Source organism: Marinobacter sp. C7 (assembly GCF_022343555.1).
Classification (GTDB): Bacteria; Pseudomonadota; Gammaproteobacteria; order Pseudomonadales; family Oleiphilaceae; genus Marinobacter.
Genome location: NZ_JAKQZH010000003.1, coordinates 130,736 through 151,404, shown reverse-complemented (window position 1 = coordinate 151,404; position 20,669 = coordinate 130,736). Strand labels below are relative to the sequence as shown.

Here is a 20,669-nt window from a genome sequence, read left to right as displayed (position 1 = left end):
CAGCATGGCTCAGTCCTTGAACTGAGCCTTGTCCAGGCCGTGCTTTTTCATCTTGTCGTACAGGGTCTTGCGGGCAATACCCAGTTGCACCATGGTGTCCTTGATACTGCCGTGACATGCATTCAGGGCACTGATGATGGCCGTTCGTTCGAAACCGTCCATCATCTCGGCAAGCGTTTGGCGTCCGGAGATGTTGCCTTCGCCTCCGGGTTCGCTCTCATCGAGGGCTGCAGGGCCAAGCAACACGTAGCGTTCGGCCAGATTCCGCAGTTCGCGCACGTTCCCCGGCCAGGACCGCTGCATCAGTCGTGCGGCCTGGCCCGCATCCAGGGGCACACTCTCCCGATCGTACCGGGCCGCAGCAATGAGCACGAAATGGTGGAACAGCAGCGGAATGTCTTCCTTGCGCTCCCGCAGCGGCGGGATGTCCACCTTCACCACGTTCAGGCGGTAATACAGGTCCGCCCGGAACTCCCCCTCGTCGCTGAGTTTTTTCAGGTCAGCCTTGGTGGCGGCAATGATGCGGACATCCACATCCTGTACCTGGTTGCTGCCCAGCCGTTCCACCTTCTGCTCCTCCAGCACCCGCAGCAACTTGATCTGCAGCGGCATTGGCATGCTTTCGACCTCGTCGAGGAACAGGGTGCCCTTGTGAGCGTGTTCGATCTTGCCGATCCGCCGCTTGTCCGCACCGGTGAATGCTCCGGCTTCATGGCCGAAGAGCTCGCTCTCGATCAGGTTCTCAGGGACTGCACCGCAGTTGATGGCTACAAAATTGTGGCTGCTACGCGGACTGTTCTCGTGGATGTAACGGGCCAGGGCGTCCTTCCCGGAGCCGGTTTCCCCGTGCAACAGAATGTTGGCGGAGATGTCCAGGATCGGATCAATGGTTGCCATCACCTTCTGCATGGTCGGTGAATCCCCGAGGATTCGGGGGCCCGGCTTGGCCATCTGGCGCAACTGGGCCTTCAGGCGACGGTTCTCCAGAGCCAGGTGGCGTTTTTCCAGAGCGTGACGGAGTAGCTCGATCAGCTCCTCATGGTCAAACGGCTTCTCGATAAAGTCGTAGGCCCCCTGCTGCATGGCTGTTACCGCCGTGCTGATATCGCCCTGGCCGGTGAGAATGATCACGGGAATGCTGTCGTCCACCTCGCGGACCCGCTCCAGCATTTCCAGCCCATCCATTCCCGGCATGTTGTAGTCGCACAGAACGATCCCCGCAAAGTCAGCCGTGATCATCTTGAGCGCCGAGGGGGCATCCTCAAAGCAGGCCACCGGCAGTTCCTCCAGAGTCAGACTCTGAGCCATGGCCTGCAGGATGTGCGGGTCATCATCCACAAAAAGAACCGAAGGTTGTGTCATTCCGTTGCCTCCCGCTTTTGCAAGGTCAGAACAAATTCCGCGCCGGGACCGTCGGGGCGGTTACGACCGGTAAGTGTGCCGCCCAGGGCATCGACAATCTGCCGCGAAATCGACAGACCGAGTCCCAACCCCTGCTTGACGGACTTGGTGGTAAAAAAGGGTTCAAATATCTGTTCAGTATTGCCCGGCAGTCCGTAACCGTTATCCCTTACGGTGCAGCGCCATTGACCATTGTCGGGTTCAACCTCGATGGTGACCACCGGCGCTTCACGCTCCTCAACCGCCTGTACCGCGTTGGCCAGGAGATTCACCATCACCTGTTCGATCCGGATCAGGTCACCATGGCACATCACCGGCTGTTCGGGACGGTTCCAGCGGATATCGATACCGGAAGTGTGTTTCTGGGCCTTAATGATTTTCAGGGCCGCATCCACTGACGATCGGAGGTCCACGCCCGATGGCGGTCCTTCGGACTTGCGGGCGAAAACCTTGAACTGCCGGGTCAGCTCGGCCATCTTGTCGCACAGCGTGATGATCTCGGCAAGGTTGGCGTCGACCATGTCCTCAGCGCCCTTCTCGAGAAAGCGGCGGCTGTTGCGGGCGTATGTCTGGATGGCCGTCAATGGTTGGTTCATCTCGTGATTCAGGCCGGCAGACATCTGGCCCAGCACGGCCAGCTTGGCGGCCTGGATCAGTTCCTGCTGGGTTTCCCGTAGCTCGCTCTGGGCCCGTTCCCGCTCACTGATCTCTTCCAGCAACTGCTGGTTCGAACGCTCCAGATCCCGGGTGCGTTCAGCCACCCGGCGTTCCAGCTGTTCACCCCGCAGCGCGAGCTCGGCCTCACGGCGATACCGCTCCCTGAGGTATAACCAGGCGAGCAGGATACCGAGGTAAATCGCAATGCCGCCAACCACAAAGGCAAGCCGGGTCCACAGCACCGGCGCCGTGGAGACCATCACCTGGAGTGTCCAGTCCAGGCGCGGCAGCGGGGTCTGGACGGTCAGGTAGTCCTGGCCGCCTTCCGGAGACTGGATCCGGATCTTGGCGGACCTTTCAGATAATCCCCAGGGCAGCCCCAGCTGCTCGATCTGCATGGGCCGAAGTTCGCGGTCCGGGTAGCGCTGTCGGGTTTCCAGCGGCAGCTCTCCCTGGCGACTCACGGTGAAATCCCGGTAAAGCCACGCCGGTCGGCTGGCCAGAAAGCTCACCCCGGAACCGTCGAGCACCACCATCTCTGCCTCGCTCAGCGACGCCGGCCGATGCCACTGGGATTCCAGCTCATGGACCAGCACTTTCACCGCGATCACACCGAGGATCTTGCCCCGGTCGCTTCGAATCGGGTGTGAAAAGTACAGACCCCGGACACCGGACATCAGGCCCAGGGCAAAATAGATGACCGAATCCCCGCGCGCCATGGCTTCAGAAAAATACGGGCGGAAGGAATAGTTGCTGCCAACAAAACTGTCCTCCTGAAGGTAGTTGTTGGCGGCAATGGTCAGGCCGGAGGTGTCCATCAGGTAAACATCGGAACTGCCGACGATGGTTGCCATCCTCTGCATTTCCTCGTTGGCCTGCAGAATAACCTGCGGATCCCCGGGGTTCAGCAGTGCCCGCTCCATGAGCGGATGCTCTGCCATCAGTTCCGGTATGGGAAGGTAACGGTTAAGTTCATTGGCAACCAACTGCCGGTAGCGGAATGACTCCTCGAGACTTTCCTGCTCCACCTGCCGGTACCCGGCCCAGCCACCCAATAGCCAGGACAGACCCAGGGTAATCAGCAATAGCAGGAAGGCACCGATACGGAGAGGCATGGCAGTCAGTTCCGGAAAATCGTTAGCCTAGCGCCCCGGTCGAGCGGAAACAACCAGCGCTGCGCCCGCCCGACCGGAATGCGACTCAGCCTGTCATGAGACTGCCGGTGCCAGACGGTCCCGACGCTGACGCTGAATCAGGAAGGCTACGACCGCGGCGCCTACGCCACCGAGATCGGTCCAGAGACCGCCTTCAATCATCATCAATGCGGCAAGAATCAGCAGCAAGCGGGTGGCCCAGGGCGCCGCGACCCGCGCAAACCATCCCATGACACCACCGGACAACAGGTAGACACCAAAAGTGGCGGTCACCAGGGCCCGACCGATCTCGAACCAGCCAGCTTCCATCAACAGTGCATCGTTGTAGAAGAACATGAACGGCACGATGAAAGCGGCAATACCGATGCGGAAGGACGCTACCGATGTCTCCATGGCGTTGGCCCCGGAGATACCAGCCGCCGCATAGGACGCCAGCGCCACTGGCGGCGTGATGGCGGAAACCACCGCAAAGTAGAACACGAAGAAGTGTGCGGTCAGCGGCTCAATCCCCAACTGCACCAGGCCGGGCGCCACCACTGAAGCCGCTACCGCATAGGCCGCCGTGGTTGGCATGCCCATCCCCAGCAGAATGGAAATGAACATCGCGAAGATCAGCGCCAGCAGATTGCTGTGTTCGGCGACATCCAGCAGCAGCACGGAGAACCGCGCACCGACACCGGTCAGGGAAATCACACCCACGATGATACCGGCGGCGGCGCAGACCACGATGATCTGGATCGACATGATCGACGCGATATCCAGCGCCCTCAGAATGGCGCGAATCCCCATCTTGTTCGGCGAAATCCAGCTGACCACTGCGGCGGACACGGTCGCCAGGGTACCGGCGCGAATGACCGAATAGCCCATGAACAGCGCCACCACCAGGATGATGATCGGGACAAACAGGTAGCACTGCTTCATCAGGCGCCCCAGCTTGGGCAACTCGTCCTCGCGCATACCGCGCATCCCGGTCTTGGCGGCTTCAAAATCCACCATGAAGTAAACGGATGCGAAGTACAGTATCGCCGGGATGATCGCGGCAATGGCAATTTCGGTATACGGAATGCCGGTAATTTCCGCCATGATGAAGGCGCCGGCCCCCATGATCGGCGGCATGATCTGGCCACCGGTCGATGCAGCGGCTTCCACCGCGCCGGCGGAAGTCTTCTTGTAGCCCACCTTCTTCATCAGCGGAATGGTCAGGGAACCGGTGGACACCACGTTACCGGCACTGGTGCCGTTGATCATACCCATCAGGCCAGACGCGAAGATGGACACCTTGGCGGGACCACCACGGGAGCGACCGGCCGCGGCAAAGGCGAAGTTGACGAAGTAGTCACCCACCTTGGACGCCTGCAGGAAAGCGGCAAAGATGATGAACAGAATGATGTACGTAGAGGAAACCGCGGTAGTCGGGCCGAGGATGCCGGCATCGGTGTACACCTGACTGAAGAAGCGCTTAACGCTCAGTCCCGGATAGCCCAGGAACCCGGGCAGATAGGGGCCGGCAAAGACATAGGCCAGGAACACCAGGCCGATGATCACCAGCGCCATGCCTGCCACCCGTCGGGTCAGCTCGAGAATCAGGGCGGAACCGGCAACCGCCGCAAAAGAAATCCCCACCGGAGAGAACGGGGTGCCGGTGGACATCCGGATCGGGGTGTTGAACACCACCAGTAGATAGGCCGCAACCGCGACCGAACAGACCATCAACACCAGGTCTGGAAGGCTGAAACGCCCCCGACCACGCTGATGGAACCAGCTCATCACAATACCGACTGCCGTCGCCGCAATCAGCGGCCAGCCGTAGTGCCAGGTTTCCAGCTCTGGCGCGATGCGCATCGCACCGCCGTTCAGCATCTGGTAGAAAGCGAAGCTCTGATACAGCGCGTACAGCGCGGGGAGCATGGCTACCCCGGCAATCCAGGTGGTCCACCGGTGGCGTGCCTCGCCCTCCTCAGCAGAGGCAAAACGGGCTCCTGCATAGAGCATGAAGCCGAGGAAAAGAGCGCCCGCAACGTGGATGATCCGGAAGGACCAGGTTTCGAGCGGCGCAATGTTCAGCGTGTATAGATGGAATGACGAGTAGGCGATCGTCAGCAATGTGACGAGTTTGAGCAGCCCGCCTTCGAACAGACGTCGATTCGCCTCAACAGGTTCCTCGTCGACATTGTGAGCAAGGATATGATCTTCGTCCTCGGTAACCCGGGGCGAATGCTGGATTTCGTGTTCAGTGGTCATGATTCAACCTGCTATCGAAGAAGCCGGATCGGTTGGGAACCGGAAGTTGGGGCCGCAGTGACGGCCCCTCAGACATAACGGTTATTTGCCAATGTTGCTTTCAGGAATCTCGTAGCCGTTTTCGTTGAACCAGCGAGCTGCACCCGGATGCCAGGGCAGGACGTTGTTCTTTGTGTAGTTCTCGGGAATCGTGGTCCGTGCCGCCTTATGAATGGAGACCATCTTGTCGTTGTTCTCCATGGTCAGCTTGACCATTTCGTACACCAGGCTGTCCGGGGCATCACAGTTTGCGATGGCGAAGTTCCACATGGACACCACGCGTGACGGCTCTTCGAGGGACTGGTAGGTGCTGGCCGGAATCACGAACTCAGAGACCGGGAAAGCGTCGGTGATCCTGGCCGCCTGCTCATCGTTCATGCCGATGATGTTCACGTCAGTCTGGACTTCCAGCTGGCTGACAGCAGGAATGGGGATGCCGGCAGCGAAGGCCACCACATCAATCAGGCCATCCTGGAGCTGCCCGCCCAGGTCGGACCAGCTGCCGTTACGACGCTCGAAATCCACACCCAGGGTTTCCATCATCCGCGGGAAGTAGGTATCGGAGGTGGAACCGGCCGGGCCGAAACCGATGGTCGCGCCATCCGGAATATCGTCGATGGAGGTGATGCCGGAGCTTGCCAGAGTGGTGATGGAGAACGGTGTCTCGTACATCGGAAACATGGCACAGACATTGTCCATCTGCATGCCCGGAGCCAGAGGACTGTTACCATCCAGCGATTCACGGGCGGGACCCATGGTGGTCAGGCCGAAATTCAGGTCGCCGGTATGAACCAGAGCCATGTTCTGCATCGGGCCGCCGGTAATCTCGGTGCCACCGGAAATACCCAGGTTCTCGGCCATGTAGTTGGCCCAACCGGAACCATAGGCAAAGTAGGTGCCCCCCTGGCTGGCAGTACCGATCGTGAAGCTTTCGGGCCAGTCAGACTTGTCCTGGGCAATGGCAGGGTTGGCAATGGCAGAAGTGGCAACAGCGGCTGCCAGAATGGCTTTGATATTCATAGAGGATGCTCCCCATATCGTTTTGTTTGTTGGGTTCTTGACGCGACCGTTAACGGCCACGTTGAGTCCAACAGTGAGCAAGGAGCGGACCAGCTTCGGAAAATACCTACAAAACAGACGCTTAAAGGCCACCTACTGAAAACGACAAGACCAGAATGTATGGAAACCCACCCATTACTGAATGCTAATGGGTGGATTTCCATACCTGGCGCAAGCAAGAAAGGATGTCGGGAAAGGGCAGGATCGCTTACCTGGCCCCGGGGCGTTACCAACGCCCCTGAAGCGTGGCGACAATCCGGCGGCTGCCGGCCCGGTCCCGGTGTTCACACAGATAGATGCCCTGCCAGGTTCCAAGGGCGAGGTGCCCCCGGGAAACCGGCAGGGTCAGGGATGGCCCGATCAGGACACTCTTGATATGGGCCGGCATGTCATCCGGCCCTTCCATGACGTGTTCGTAGTGGGACGCATTCTCCGGCACCATGACATTGAAGTGGCGCTCCAGATCACCACGCACATCAGGATCGGCATTCTCATTCACCGCCAGAGAAGCCGAGGTATGCTGGATAAACAGGTGTAACAGCCCCATCTCGCAGTTGGAAAGGCTCGGCGCCTGCGACAACACCTCGTTGGTGACCAGGTGGAAGCCCCGGGGCAGCGGAGCCAGCTCAATAATGGTTTGATCCCAGATCATGGCAACTCCCGGTCGACTATTTCTGAAGTTCATCCCACGGATGTACAGGTACCACCGCCTCGCTGACCTCCGCCTCGAAGGAACTGCGGAAATAATCCATCGCCTTCTCCGCTTCACTGAGCTCGTCGAAACGGGCAACGTGGTAGATCGCCTCGCCCTCGTTCACCAGCGGCAGATTGTTCACACAGATCACAATGCCGGAGCACGGGGACGTCACCGCCTCCTCGGTCTCACCGAAGGGATCGGCCACCATGGCCAGCCTCTGTCCCTTGCGCACCTTCTGCCCCAGTCGGGCCACCGGACGCATGATGCCATCAATGTCCGCCCTGACCCACTGGGAGTTGGCTGCCGTCTCCGAGCGTTTCTTCGGGGCCTTGGGCCCCTTCTTTGCCGGAACCATCTCCAGTTCCCGCATGACACGGATCACACCTTTGACGCCACTGGTAATAACGACATCATCAAATCTCAGGGCCTCGCCGCCTTCAAACGTGATGACCGGAATATCCTGGGAATCGGCATAGGCCCGCAGGCTGCCTTCCCGCAGGCTTGCGTTGATGATAATCGGTGCACCGAAGGCCTCGGCCATTCTCACCGTCTCCGGGTTCTTCAGTTCCGCCCGGATCTGCGGCAGGTTGAACCGGTGGATGGCTCCTGTATGCAGATCGATGATATGGGTCACACTCTCCATGATCTTGGTGCGCAGCAGGTAGGCGATGCGACCGCCGAGCGAACCGCTCTCGCTCCCGGGGAAACACCGGTTCAGATCACGGCGATCCGGCAGATACCGTGTTCTTTGGACGAAGCCGAAGATGTTGACGATCGGCACCGCCACGAGGGTCCCCCTCAGATGACGCAGCGCCGAGTTGGTCAGTACCCGGCGCACAATCTCTACGCCGTTGATTTCATCGCCATGGATGGCGCCACAGACCATCAAAACCGGGCCATCCCTGCGCCCGTGCACCACCTCTACCGGAATATGCAGAGGCGTGTGGGTGTAGAGCTTGGCAACCGGGACCTCGACCGTTTCCCGCGTTCCCGGTTTGACCTGGGTGCCCGCAATCTCGAACGGGGCTCGAGCCATGGGTCAGCCCCTTCCCTTGGTTCTGGTTTTCCAAGGCTTCTGGTTCTTCTCGGTCCAGTTGATGATCATCCCCGCCACATTTTTCCCGGTGGCATTCTCGATGCCCTCCAGGCCCGGCGAGGAATTCACTTCCATCACCAGGGGGCCGCGACTGGAGCGCAACAGGTCGACACCTGCCACATTGAGCCCCATGGACTTGGCAGCCATGATTGCCGTGCGCCGTTCCTCCGGCGTGATACGAACCAGCGAAGCCGTCCCACCGCGATGCAGATTGGACCGAAACTCTCCCTCCGCGCCCTGGCGTTTCATGGCCGCGATGACCTTGTCACCGATGACAAAACACCGGATATCCGCACCACCGGCTTCCTTGATGAATTCCTGAACCAGAATGTCTGCTTTCAGCCCCATAAAAGCCTCAATGACACTTTCTGCGGCCTTCCGGGTTTCCGCCAGCACCACACCGATGCCCTGGGTGCCCTGCAACAGCTTGATCACGACCGGTGCACCGCCCACCATTTTCAGCAGCTCTGGCACGTTGTCCGGCTTGTTGGCAAACCCGGTGACCGGCATGCCGACCCCCTTCCGCGCGAGCAGCTGGAGTGAACGCAGCTTGTCACGGCTGCGGGTGATGGCCACCGACTCATTGACCGGAAAAACGCCCATCATCTCGAACTGGCGCAACACCGCCGTGCCATAAAAGGTCACCGATGCCCCGATACGGGGAATCACCACATCGAAGTCCTCGAGAATCTCTTCGTGATAACTGATCTGGGGCTTGGCCGAGGTAATGTTCATGGAGCAGTGCAGGCAATCGATGACCCGCACCTCGTGGCCGCGATTGATGCCCTCCTCCACGAGGCGACGGGTGGAGTAGAGGTTCTTGTTCCGCGACAGTACTGCTATTTTCATTTTTCAGTCCTTAGAACCGGCTCACCGGCAAGATAGGAAGCTTCAGGGAATACCATCGAGCGGCCGGCCATGGCAGTGCGCCCGAGCAACATTCGAAATCTCATGGAATCCCGGTTGGTGAGAGTCATTTCAACGGGCCAGCTCTGGTCCCCGATCACCACCGTGGTCTCAATCACCAGGCGCAGCTCCCGATGGCCTCCGGAATCAGACACCTCGCGCTCATCCAGCACCTTCGCGTCACACTCCACCACCTGGTGCAGATTGTTCTGGACCGGGTGCACCCAGAACCGGACCCGCCGCTCGCCATTCTCGGTATACGGCTCGGTCCGGAACGTGTGCAGGCAGGAAGTGCGGGCTCCGGTATCCACCTTGGCCTTGATACGGGTGATATCCAGATCCGGCAACGCCACCCACTCCCGCCAGCCCAGGCTGACCCTGTTGTCAGCAGAGGCAGCCCCTTTCAACGTGGACTGGTCAGTCTCTTTTTTCGACATCCGGTAAATCCTTTTCTGCGTTGGGTATATCCGGGCCAAGCAGCCGCACCTGGAAGGGTTCTGAATGGCTGCCGGCATAGATACTGGTGTGCGGGAACGGAATCTCGATACCTTCGGCATCAAGCGCCTGCTTGATTGCTACCATCATTCGGCTGCGCCCCTCCAGGACTTTGTCACGGGGCACCCAGAACGAGAACTGGAGATCCACCGAAGAGGGTCCGAAGCCGGTAACCAGCACAAATGGCCGCGGCTCTTCCAGGCATACCGGATTCTTCCCCGCCAATTCCAGCAACAAACGTTCCACTTTCTCTACATCTTCAGCGTAGGCAATGCCCACGGAGAGGTCTAGGCGACGGATGGGAAAGCGCGAGCGGTTCACCACCGGACTTTTGATCAGGGTTTCATTGGGAATACGGACGTAGAGGTTGTCCGGCGTGCGCAGTTTCACACTCAGCATGTCAATACCGACCACTTCCCCGACCCGCGTATCCACTTCGATGAAGTCGCCGATTTCAAAGGGCTTTTCCACCAGGAGAAACAGACCGCTGATCATGTTCGAGGCGGACGTCTGGGAGGCAAAACCCACCGCGACCGTCAGAATACCCGCCGCTCCCAGGACCACTTCCAGGGAGAAACCGGCCTCCCTCAGGGCGGCAACCCCGAACAGGAGAACAATCACGTAGAACACGAGGCGACGGAACATCGCCACGTGGTGGCGAGAAGATCGCTGGGCCATCACCCGGCTGACACTGCGGGCGGCCAGGGAGGCCAGGACGATTCCAAGGACCAGCAGGAAGAGTGAGCCTATCCACTTGCCCCAGGCAATACCGTTCCAGATGTCGAGCAAAGCTGTATTGAGACTATCCAGCAAAACAGGAGCTCCCGATTACCGTTAACCAAACATCCGATCGAACGCCCGGACAAGCCGTCCCCGGGATGCCACTTCGCGGGCGTTACCCACCTTTTGGCAGTCACCGGCTGCCGGATGAAGCCCTTGCTCCACACGCAGAATCGCCGAGGTCATGTCGGTCTCGCATTCCACAGTAACACCCGGCGTCCATAACTGTCCCTTTTCATTCCGGTAAAGGGAAAGCATGGGGGTCGGCAGATTGAAACGCTCGAGCAGCAGTGGCTCTGAACGACCATTGATGATGGTCACCGGAGTCACAGCCCGCCAGGGCCGCTTGGGAACCGCCTCAAGCACCAGACGGGCAAAGCTGGAGGAGGAATAGCAAAGCTCCCCCTCCATGGTGTTGCCCCCAACCCAGGTCAGCAACGGCGTGGACAACGGCACTTCGGTAAGCACGGAGCCTTCCGCGCCACCTGCACAGATCTTCATCCACACCGTGGTCCCGACGTAGATCACGCATCGGGCTCCGGCCGGGATGGTCAACGGCTGGAACGGCCGGATAACCGTCGGAAGATCAGCCATCGCAGGAATCAGGGTCAGAGTGCCATCGTTCCGATCCGCACGCACAAATCGCTGCAGGGGCACGTCGGGTGACGGCAGAACGTGACTGGTTTCGGCAATCCAGCTTGACGGATCCCCCCGGGCCTCAAGATTCCTGACCCGAACCTGCCACTCCAGGTCCAGCAGCGTCACCCAGAGCTGAACATGGCCCAGTTCGTGATACCGGGTGTCGCCGGAGACCAGACTGTATGGTTGCGCCCAGGCGCCCTCTTGCCGGCTTTCGGTATCCTGTTCCATTCATTCCTGACCCTTGCTGCCATAAATGCTCCGCCTTACTATAATCCAAACCGGACACCCCAGCGAATATCCAAGTCAGTGATTTCATTACAAACAGGGGCCGTGATTACCCGTACAGGAACGGCCCGGAAACACAGGGTATCCAATGACGCAACTGGTCTGGTTCAGAAACGATCTCCGGCTGGCCGACAACCCGGCACTGACCGCCGCCTGCAACTCCGGGGATCGGGTCCGCGCCTGTTACATCCTCACCCCGGGGCAGTGGCAGGAGCACGACTGGTCACCGGCCCGGGTCCGGTTCGTGGTCGATCACGCCAACGCCCTCGCCGAATCCCTCTCCCGGCTCGGGATTCCCCTGACCTTCCTGTATGCGGACAGGTTCGAAGATAGCCTCGACTCGCTGCTGAACCACTGCCGCGACCATGATGTGACCCGGCTGCACTTCAATGAAGAATACGGGATCAACGAGCGTCGCCGGGACAAGACCCTGAAACAGCGGATCACCGATCTGCCCGTGGAACTCTGTAAATACCGGGACCAGACCGTTGCCCCGGTGGGCGAAATCCGGACCGGGCAGGGAGACCCTTACTCGGTCTTCACCCCCTTCTCCCGCCGCTGGCGCAACTGGATCGAGGAAAACGCGCCAGAACTGTTCCCGGCGCCGGCCGCCCGTGGCGACGCCCTCAAGCCAGAGTGGATCGAAGATACACCGCAGGCTTTTCGCAATGCACCAGCGGCACTGGTGAAAACCGGCGAGGATGCCGCCCATGACCAGCTCGAGAATTTCCTGCAGAAACGGGCCGGCGCCTACAAGGACCAGCGCGACTTTCCCGCCGTCGACGGCACCAGCCAGCTGTCGCCTTACCTGGCCAATGGCGTTCTGTCCGGCCGCCAGTGCCTGCTGGCAGCACGAGAGACCCAGGGTAAAGGCGGCAATCAGGAGGGGCTGACCACCTGGACCAACGAAATTGCCTGGCGGGACTTCTACATCCACATCCTCTACCACTATCCCCGGGTCAGCATGCATCGGGCGTTCAAGCCGGAGACTGAGGCGCTGGACTGGAACACACCGGGCGACACCTTCGAGGCCTGGAAAGAGGGCCGGACCGGCATCCCCATCGTCGACGCCGCCATGCGCCAACTCAACAAAACCGGCTGGATGCACAACCGCTTGCGCATGGTCACGGCCATGTTCCTGACCAAGAACCTGTTCATCGACTGGCGTCTGGGCGAAGCTTACTTCATGTCAAAACTGGTGGACGGCTTCCTGGCCTCGAACAACGGCGGCTGGCAGTGGAGTGCCTCCACCGGTACCGACGCCGCGCCCTATTTCCGGGTGTTCAACCCGGTGACCCAGAGCGAACGCTTCGACCCGGAGGGTGAGTTTATCCGGCAATGGGTGCCGGAACTGGCAAAACTGGACGGCAAACGGATTCACGACCCCGGCGCAAAGGGGGGCGTCATTCCGAAAGGGTATCCAAGGCCAATTGTGGATTTGAAGGAAAGCAGAAAAGAGGCCATCGCGAAGTTTCAGGCATTGAAGGACTGACTCACAGGTCAGCGGCAGGGTTGGGAAAGGTCTGTCCAAAACTGTGCGGAGCCATGGATGGCGGAGCGGAGCCTAAAGGGACGTATTCACGGCCTGTTTTGGGCAGGCCTCGGCCAACACTGCCTACCCCGTCACCCTGAACAGACCGGACAATCAGGATCCCGAGCCAGCTTCATCTCACGCCACTGCATCTCCCAGGCATCAAGCAACAGCAACCGCCCTACCAACGGCTTGCCCACACCAGTAATCACCTTGATTGCCTCCATCGCCTGGGCAGACCCGATCATGCCCACCAGCGGCGCAATCACCCCGGCCTGTGAACAGGTCAGGTCCTCATTACCCTGCTCCGGATAGAGACAGTGATAACAGGGACTGCCCTCAACCCGGCGGTCGTACACCGACAACTGGCCCTCGCCACGGATGGCCGCGCCCGACACAAGCGGCACTTTCGCGGCAACACAGGCCCTATTCAGAGAAAAACGGGTGTGGAAATTGTCACTGCAATCCACCACCAGGCTGGCTTCCTCCACCCATCGGGCCAGTTCCTCGCCATCCAGACGGTCCTTGAGTGCGGTCACCGACACCAGCGGATTGATCCGCCGAACCCGATCCGCCAGACTCTCTGCCTTGGAATCTCCGAGCTGATTCTGGTCAAAACCGATCTGGCGCTGGAGGTTGGCCAGCTCGATGTCGTCGTCATCCACCAGCGTCAGGTGGCCAACCCCGGCAGCCCCGAGGTACAAGGCAACCGGACATCCAAGACCGCCGGCACCAATCACCAGCACCCGTGCGGATTTGAGCTTCTCCTGCCCGGCAATATCAAACCGGGGCATCAGGATCTGTCGACTGTAGCGCAGTAGCTCCTCGTCACTGAGCATACCAGCCTCCCCTATCGTCATTGCGTGTTACCCGACTCGCCCGGCCACTGGCCCAGGGTCATGCGGTCGTTCTGGCCGTAGTCCTTTCGGCTCGCCACCGACTCGAAGCCCCGGGCCCGGAATATTGCCTGCACGGCCGGGGCCTGATCGTACCCGTGCTCCACCAGCAACCAGCCATTGGCGGCGAGCCAATCCGGAGCCTTTGCCACAATTTCGCGAATATCGTCCAGGCCATCGACACCTGACACCAAAGCCGAACCCGGCTCGAAACGGACATCGCCTTCGGCCAGATGGTGATCACCTTCTTTTATATAGGGTGGATTGGACACAATAAGATCAAAGCTGGCCTGTGGCAGATCGTCAAACCAGTGACTCTGCATCACGTTGACCGACAGTCCCAGCGCCTCCGAGTTTTCCTTCGCCAACGCCACGGCCTCAGCCACGCTGTCACAGGCACTGACCTGCCACTCCGGATGCTCCGAGGCCAGTGCCAGGGCAATCGCCCCGGTGCCGGTGCCAAGGTCGAGCACCCGCGCATTGCCGGGTAACAGAAGCCCGAGAGCAACCTCTACCAGACACTCGGTATCCGGTCGTGGTATCAGTGTCGAGGGACTGACCTTCAGAGGCAGCGACCAGAATTCCTGGTTCCCCAGCAGATAGGCGATTGGCTCGCCGCCAAGCCGGCGGCTCACCAGTTGCTCGAAAGCCTCTGCAAGGTCTCGAGCAACCTCCCGCTCCGGCCAGGCCCGGAAACTGGTCCGGCTCAGACCGGTAACATGGCTGAGCAAGAGCTCCGCATCGAGACGGGCAGTATCACTGGCAATCCGGTTTGACGCCCCACGGATCAGGGCTTCACAGGTCAGTGAGGGATTACTGGTCATCGGCAAGTGCGGCAAGCAACTCGGCCTGATGTTCCTGCTGAAGCGGAACGACCACCGCGTCCAGATCCCCGGCAATCACCTCGTCGAGCTTATACAGTGTAAGATTGATGCGGTGATCGGTAACCCGCCCCTGGGGGAAGTTGTAGGTGCGGATTCGCTCGGAGCGGTCGCCACTGCCCACCAGGCTTTTTCGGGTCTCCGCCCGGGCTTTCTGCTGACGTTCGATTTCCGCATTCTGCAGGCGAGACGCGAGCAGGCTCATGGCTTTGGCCCGGTTCTTGTGTTGGGACCGTTCTTCCTGGCACTCCACCACGATGCCCGTGGGCAGATGGGTGATCCGGATTGCCGAATCCGTCTTGTTGACGTGCTGGCCGCCGGCACCTGAGGCCCGGAAAGTATCCACCCGCAGGTCGCCCTTGTTGATTTCCACAGCCTCGGCCTCGTCGGCCTCCGGCATCACTGCCACAGTACAGGCGGAAGTATGGATCCGGCCCTGGGATTCGGTTTCCGGGACCCGCTGGACGCGATGAGCACCCGACTCGAATTTGAGCACACCGTAAACGCCGTCGCCGCTGACCCGGGCAATCACCTCCTTGAACCCGCCATGCTCCCCTTCATTTTCACTGAGCACCTCCACCTGCCAGCGGCGACGCTCGGCATAACGGGTATACATGCGGAACAGGTCTCCCGCAAAGATCGCTGCTTCATCGCCGCCGGTACCGGCGCGGATCTCCAGGAACGCGTTTTTCCGATCATTCGGATCCTTGGGCAGCATCAGGCGCTGGAGTTCCTCGTCCAGCTCCTCGCTTTTCTGGCGGGCGCTCTTCAACTCTTCCTCGGCCATCTCGCGCATGTCGGCATCGCCATCGGACGCCAGCTCCTCCGCGGCCTCAATGTCATCCAGGGACTGCTGCCAGGCCTGGAAACAATGCACCACAGGCTCGATTTCGGCGAATTCACGGGACAGGTCCCGGAACTTGTCCTGATTGGCAATGACGGAGGAATCACTCAACAACGCGCTGACCTCCTCGAAGCGGTCAACCAGCTGTTCGAGGCGGGACTGAATGGATGGCTTCATAGTTTTTCCGGTGTGGTGGCGGCGTCCGCTTCCTGGGTATCGAGCTGGTGCAGCTCTCGCAGCCACTCGGTCACCTCCGTACGGCCCTCGGTCGTGGCCTTGCGAACCTGTACGGAAGGCTCATGCAGAAGTTTGTTGGTGAGGCCCCGGGCGAGGCTGCGGAGAACCGTCTCCGGATCGCCGCCGTTGCGCAGTGCCCGCAGGGCTTTTTCGGTTTCCGCATCCCGCAGCGTCTCGGCTCGCTGACGGAACTGCTTGAGGGTGGACACGGCGTCGAGCGCCCTGAGCTGGTTCAGGAACGCCTGAACCCCGTCAGTGACCAGATTCTCGGCTTCCCGGGCGGCGCCCTCACGGGAACGGATATTCTCCTCGATCACCTGGCGCAGGTCGTCCACCGTATAAAGGTAGACATCCGCAAGCGAAGCCACCTCCGGCTCGATATCACGGGGCACTGCGATATCCACCATGAAATACGGACGGTGCTTGCGTTTCTTGAGCGTCCGCTCCACGGCGCCCTTCCCCAGGATAGGTAACGGGCTGGCCGTGGAGGAAATGATAATGTCCACATCGGCGAGATAGTCGGGAATCTCGGACAGGACGATCCCTTTTCCTCCGTAGGCCTCCGCCAGTGACTGGGCCCGTTCGAGCGTCCGGTTGGCAACCACAAAATCCTTTACGCCCGCCTCCGAAAGGTGCTGGGCCACCAACTCGATGGTCTTGCCGGCACCAATAAGCAAGGCGCGGTTGCGGGACAGGTCGGAAAAGATGTGGTGAGCCATGCTCACGGCGGCATAGGCCACAGAGACCGGATTTTCACCGATGGCGGTCTGGGTGCGCACTCGCTTGGCGACCGAAAAGGTCTGTTCGAACATGCGCGAGAGAAACGACCCACTGGCGCCATACTTGCGCGCCAGGGCATAGGCATCTTTCAGCTGGCCAAAAATCTGGGGCTCACCCAGGACCATGGAATCCAGGCCGGCGGCAACGCGCATGACATGGCGAACTGCATCCGCATCCCGGTGGACATAAACCGCCTCTTCCAGTTCGCCCGCATCCAGATTGTGGAAACCCGCCAGCCAGCGCAGCACCAAGGGCGCGCAATCGTCATCACCGGCAAGATACAGTTCGGTGCGATTGCAGGTCGAAAGGATCGCCGCCTCGCTGGCCCCCGAGGCAACCCGGAGTTCGGCGAACGCCTCTTCCATCCGCTCAGGGGTGAACGCTATCCGCTCCCGGAGCTCCACGGGCGCAGTGCGATGATTGATTCCCAGCGTTACCAATGCCATTTCGAGCGAAAAAACCCCGTGCCAATAAAGGATATATTGCCGACATTTTAACTGTCACTGCCCGGACCTGCCACCCGAAAGCCGCCAATCTTCGGCAAGTGCGGACAGGTTGGGCAAGATCAGATGCTTATGCCATTATAGGGGCTCGGTGAAGGCCGGGACCCGATCTGCCTCAAGTTCAGGTCATTCTGATGTGTCGTTGACAAGTAACGGGAAGTTGCATGCATAAATCCGCACCGTTTTTGGCCACCTGCCTGATGGGCGCCACCCTCATTATTGTCCCTGGCTGCGCCAGCCTGACCGGAACCGAGGAGCAAGCTCCCGCGCAGCAGCCCGAAACGACTCAGACCGAGCCTGCGAAACAGCCGATCGAATACGCAGATTTCGAGCCGGAGGTCCTGTACCTCCTTTTGAGCGGCGAGATCGCTGCCCAGCGCGGCCGTTACGACGTCACTCTGGTCCATTACCTCAAAGCCGCGAAGCAATCCCGGGATGAAGGGGTCATTGAGCGAGCCATGCGAATCGCCCAGTCCCTCAACGGCGATAACGCGCAGACCCAACTGGCGGAACTCTGGCTCGAAGTGAACCCCGAGAGTACGCAGGCCCACCGGGTCTCCGCAATCCAGGCGGTAAAACGCAACGATTTGAAAACTGCCCTCGACCATATGGAAACGATCATGGATCAGGGCGGTGACGCAGACTTTGACAGCCTGGCGATCGTCGCGGGCAATATGCCACCGGAACAACAGCAGGAACTGCTCACCCTTTACCAGCAGCTGGCCGAACGCCACCCGGACAGCCCCGAACTGGAATACAGCATCGCCCTGCTGATGAAAGTTTCCGGGCAGCCCCAAGAGGCCCTCGCCCGCCTCGAGCCGTTACTGGAGAACCATGAGAACTTCCAGCCAGCCATCGTACTGAAGGGTGACCTGCTGTACGAAACCGGCGAAAAACGGCAGGCACTGGACTACATGCTGGTGAATACCCGTCGCTTTCCGGCCAATCGGCAGATGGGCACACTCTACGGGAGGATGCTCATTAACGAAGGCGAGCTGCAGGCTGCACAGGATGAATTCAACCGGCTGGTCAATCGCTACCCGGAAATTCCCGGACTGAGGCTTTCCCATGCTCTGGTGGCCCTGGAGAATGGCCAACTCGAACTGGCACGCACGGAACTGACCCAGCTCATCGAGCAGGGACACCACGTCAACGAAGCCAACTACTATCTGGGCCGGATCGAGGACCAGGCAGACAACACCGAGCAGGCCATCGGCTACTATCAAAGTGTGGCCCAGGGCAACTACTACTTCCCCGCCCTGGCCCGCTCCAGCGCCCTGCTGGCACAGGAAGGTCGCCTGAAAGAGGCGCTTGACCATATTCGCAGCATGAGGGAGGCGCACCCCAAGCAGGCCGAGAATTTCTGGCTACTCGAAGTCAACCTGCTTCTGGATGAGAACCGCCAGCAACAGGCCCTCGAGTCTGCCACCAATGCCCTGGACCAGTTCCCGGAAAATGTCCAGGTGCGCTATGCGCGCGCCATGCTCTATGACGCCATGGACCAGCCGGACAAGGCCGAAGATGATCTGCGCAGGATCATCGCAGCCGAGCCGGAAAACGCGGTCGCACTGAATGCGCTGGGTTACATCCTCACAACCCGCACCGACCGGCTGGGAGAGGCCCGCAAGTACATCGAGCGCGCCCTGCAACTGGATCCGGAGAATCCCGCCATCCTCGACAGCATGGGCTGGGTGCTGTTCCAGCAGGGACAACTCCAGCCCGCACTCGAATACCTGAAACAGGCATGGGAGGCATACCCGGACCCGGAGGTGGCCGCCCATTACGGCGAGGCGCTCTGGATGGCCGGGGCGGAAGAGCAGGCCCGCATCGTCTGGCAGGAGGGCCTGGACCAGGATCCGGAACACGAGATCCTGCGCGAAACCATACAACGGCTGACCGGTGACGGGACGCAATGATGATCCCTGGAGCAAGACTTGCCCCGGTCCTCGCCCTGATCACCCTGCTGCAAGCCTGTACCACCATTCAGCTGCAGCCCTTGCCGGAAGGCATGACCGACCAGCCACCGGCCGGCTGGGCCGACAGAAGCCGCCAGCTGGGCCAGTTCGATCAATGGGAACTCTCGGGCAAGCTGGCCGTCCGCCAGCCATCGGACAGCGGTACTGCCCTGATCAATCACTGGATCCAGAATGGCGAGGCCTATGACCTCGCGTTGTCCTCTTCATTTCTGGGTATGGGCAGCACCTCTCTGCGAGGGGTACCCGGTTTCATCGAACTGACGCTGCCCAACGGTGACAGCTACCGCTCCAGTAACCCCGAGGAACTCGTTCAGGCCGCCACCGGCTGGCAACTGCCCATTGAAAACCTCGTGTGGTGGATACGTGGCCTGCCCGCCCCCGGGGGGAACTTCCGGCTCCTGTTCGACGAACAGGAACAACTGGCCATCATCCGCCAGTCCGGATGGGAGATCCGTTACGACCGCTGGCAGAACTTCCTGGATGGGTATCCGGCACTGCCCGCCCGGATCACGGCCCTGAAAGGCGAGAAGCGGGTGCGAATGGTAATCGGCCAGTGGCGGAACCTCGGGAACAGACCATGAGAACCTCCATCACCCTGCCCTCGCCGGCCAAGCTCAACCTGTTCCTGCACATCGTCGGCCGCCGGCCAGATGGCTATCACGAACTCCAGACGCTGTTCCAGTTTCTGGACTACGGCGACGAGATCCGCTTTGACCTGACCCCCGACCAACCGGGCATCCGACTTGCCGAATCCGTGCCGGGAGTGCCGGACAAAGACAATCTGATTATCCGCGCAGCCCGGGCCCTGGAAGCCCGAACCACCACAGAGCTGCCCGGCGTCACCATCAAACTGTTCAAACGCCTCCCGATGGGGGGCGGCCTGGGCGGCGGAAGCTCCAACGCCGCCACCACCCTGCTGGGACTCAACTATCTGTGGCAGATGGACCTCAGCCTTGATGAACTGGCTGAGATCGGCCTCAGCCTCGGGGCCGACGTACCCGTGTTCGTCCGCGGCCACTCCGCCTTTGGAGAAGGCGTAGGCGAAAAACTGACCCCCGTGAACCCGCCGGAAGACTGGTTTGTTGTGATCAAGCCCGCCTGCAACATCAACACCGGAAAGATTTTTTCCGAAGAAGGGTTGACAAGGGACACCCCAAAAATCAAAATAGCGCCCGCTTTTGAGGGAGACGCCTCGAGGTACCGAAACGACTGTGAGGATGTAGTTCGTAAACTGTATCCTGAGGTTAACCAGAGCCTGGAATGGCTTTCACAATTCGGACCTGCAAGATTAACCGGAACCGGGGCTTGCATTTTTGGACGTTTCCCGACAGAATCCGCAGCCCGGATTATCTGGGAAAGCAAACCCTCCGGCATCACGGGGTTCGTAGCTAAAGGGGTGAACATATCGCCTCTTCACCAAAAGCTGACAGAGCTGAAATGATGCCAAAAAAGCACGATACTGGGGTGTCGCCAAGTGGTAAGGCAACGGGTTTTGATCCCGTCATGCGCAGGTTCGAATCCTGCCACCCCAGCCACCTTTCTCCCGCTTCTTCTGAATCAAACGCCGAT

General features: G+C 60.2%; 18 protein-coding genes and 1 tRNA gene. 5 read left to right on the top strand and 14 right to left on the bottom strand.

The window, feature by feature from the left end; genetic code table 11:
- Nucleotides 1-9: 9 nt before the first annotated feature.
- The 10 genes from MD273_RS15140 to MD273_RS15095 form a co-directional block, all read right to left on the bottom strand.
- Nucleotides 10-1,362 carry a sigma-54-dependent transcriptional regulator gene (locus MD273_RS15140; protein WP_239038637.1) on the bottom strand — a complete coding sequence of 451 codons (1,353 nt, stop codon included), beginning with the start codon at nt 1,360-1,362 and terminating at the stop codon, nt 10-12.
- The gene (locus MD273_RS15135; protein ID WP_239038636.1) at nt 1,359-3,173 is read right to left on the bottom strand and encodes a sensor histidine kinase; all 1,815 of its coding nucleotides are present in this window, start codon (nt 3,171-3,173) and stop codon (nt 1,359-1,361) included. The genes MD273_RS15140 and MD273_RS15135 overlap by 4 nt, the downstream gene beginning before the upstream one ends.
- A gap of 93 nt (nt 3,174-3,266) precedes the next feature.
- Nucleotides 3,267-5,453, bottom strand: a complete 2,187-nt coding sequence (locus tag MD273_RS15130; protein WP_239038635.1) for a TRAP transporter permease — start codon at nt 5,451-5,453, stop codon at nt 3,267-3,269.
- A gap of 81 nt (nt 5,454-5,534) precedes the next feature.
- Nucleotides 5,535-6,512 (bottom strand): TAXI family TRAP transporter solute-binding subunit, encoded by a 978-nt coding sequence (locus MD273_RS15125; protein ID WP_239038634.1) that lies wholly within the window; start codon nt 6,510-6,512, stop codon nt 5,535-5,537.
- A gap of 265 nt (nt 6,513-6,777) precedes the next feature.
- A complete protein-coding gene (locus tag MD273_RS15120; RefSeq protein WP_239038633.1) occupies nt 6,778-7,203 on the bottom strand; it encodes a secondary thiamine-phosphate synthase enzyme YjbQ in 426 nt (141 codons plus the stop codon).
- Nucleotides 7,204-7,219: 16 nt separating this feature from the next.
- A complete protein-coding gene (locus MD273_RS15115; protein ID WP_239038632.1) occupies nt 7,220-8,284 on the bottom strand; it encodes a succinylglutamate desuccinylase/aspartoacylase family protein in 1,065 nt (354 codons plus the stop codon).
- A 3-nt stretch (nt 8,285-8,287) separates the two neighbouring features.
- Complete coding sequence (gene rimK / locus MD273_RS15110) at nt 8,288-9,193, bottom strand: 30S ribosomal protein S6--L-glutamate ligase (RefSeq protein WP_239038631.1); 906 nt, start codon at nt 9,191-9,193, stop codon at nt 8,288-8,290.
- Nucleotides 9,190-9,687 carry an ATP-dependent zinc protease family protein gene (locus tag MD273_RS15105; protein ID WP_239038630.1) on the bottom strand — a complete coding sequence of 166 codons (498 nt, stop codon included), beginning with the start codon at nt 9,685-9,687 and terminating at the stop codon, nt 9,190-9,192. The genes rimK and MD273_RS15105 overlap by 4 nt, the downstream gene beginning before the upstream one ends.
- Nucleotides 9,668-10,558, bottom strand: coding sequence for a mechanosensitive ion channel family protein (locus MD273_RS15100; RefSeq protein ID WP_239038629.1), 891 nt, complete (start codon nt 10,556-10,558; stop codon nt 9,668-9,670). The genes MD273_RS15105 and MD273_RS15100 overlap by 20 nt, the downstream gene beginning before the upstream one ends.
- A 21-nt stretch (nt 10,559-10,579) precedes the next feature.
- Nucleotides 10,580-11,395 (bottom strand): DUF432 domain-containing protein, encoded by an 816-nt coding sequence (locus MD273_RS15095; RefSeq protein ID WP_239038628.1) that lies wholly within the window; start codon nt 11,393-11,395, stop codon nt 10,580-10,582.
- 145 nt (nt 11,396-11,540) lie between these two features.
- Between MD273_RS15095 and phrB the strand changes: the two genes are divergently transcribed.
- On the top strand, nt 11,541-12,944 hold the full coding sequence (phrB, locus tag MD273_RS15090; protein ID WP_239038627.1) for a deoxyribodipyrimidine photo-lyase: 1,404 nt from the start codon (nt 11,541-11,543) through the stop codon (nt 12,942-12,944).
- Nucleotides 12,945-13,075: 131 nt separating this feature from the next.
- Here the strand turns inward: phrB and MD273_RS15085 are convergent, their stop codons facing one another.
- The 4 genes from MD273_RS15085 to hemA are packed head-to-tail and all read right to left on the bottom strand — an operon-like array spanning nt 13,076 to nt 17,067.
- A complete protein-coding gene (locus MD273_RS15085; RefSeq protein ID WP_239038626.1) occupies nt 13,076-13,822 on the bottom strand; it encodes a HesA/MoeB/ThiF family protein in 747 nt (248 codons plus the stop codon).
- A 17-nt stretch (nt 13,823-13,839) separates the two neighbouring features.
- On the bottom strand, nt 13,840-14,703 hold the full coding sequence (gene prmC / locus MD273_RS15080) for a peptide chain release factor N(5)-glutamine methyltransferase (protein WP_239038625.1): 864 nt from the start codon (nt 14,701-14,703) through the stop codon (nt 13,840-13,842).
- Complete coding sequence (gene prfA / locus MD273_RS15075; protein ID WP_239038624.1) at nt 14,693-15,781, bottom strand: peptide chain release factor 1; 1,089 nt, start codon at nt 15,779-15,781, stop codon at nt 14,693-14,695. The genes prmC and prfA overlap by 11 nt, the downstream gene beginning before the upstream one ends.
- Nucleotides 15,778-17,067 (bottom strand): glutamyl-tRNA reductase, encoded by a 1,290-nt coding sequence (gene hemA / locus MD273_RS15070; RefSeq protein ID WP_239038623.1) that lies wholly within the window; start codon nt 17,065-17,067, stop codon nt 15,778-15,780. Before hemA ends, prfA begins: the two co-directional genes overlap by 4 nt.
- A 221-nt stretch (nt 17,068-17,288) precedes the next feature.
- On the opposite strand from hemA, the gene MD273_RS15065 reads away from it, so the two are divergent.
- From MD273_RS15065 to MD273_RS15050, 4 genes are all read left to right on the top strand, one after another.
- Nucleotides 17,289-19,040 (top strand): tetratricopeptide repeat protein, encoded by a 1,752-nt coding sequence (locus MD273_RS15065; RefSeq protein ID WP_239038622.1) that lies wholly within the window; start codon nt 17,289-17,291, stop codon nt 19,038-19,040.
- Complete coding sequence (gene lolB, locus MD273_RS15060) at nt 19,040-19,681, top strand: lipoprotein insertase outer membrane protein LolB (protein ID WP_239038833.1); 642 nt, start codon at nt 19,040-19,042, stop codon at nt 19,679-19,681. Before MD273_RS15065 ends, lolB begins: the two co-directional genes overlap by 1 nt.
- A complete protein-coding gene (ispE, locus tag MD273_RS15055) occupies nt 19,678-20,541 on the top strand; it encodes a 4-(cytidine 5'-diphospho)-2-C-methyl-D-erythritol kinase (RefSeq protein ID WP_239038621.1) in 864 nt (287 codons plus the stop codon). The genes lolB and ispE overlap by 4 nt, the downstream gene beginning before the upstream one ends.
- Before the next feature lie 19 nt (nt 20,542-20,560).
- Nucleotides 20,561-20,635 (top strand) — tRNA-Gln (locus tag MD273_RS15050).
- Nucleotides 20,636-20,669 lie beyond the last annotated feature (34 nt).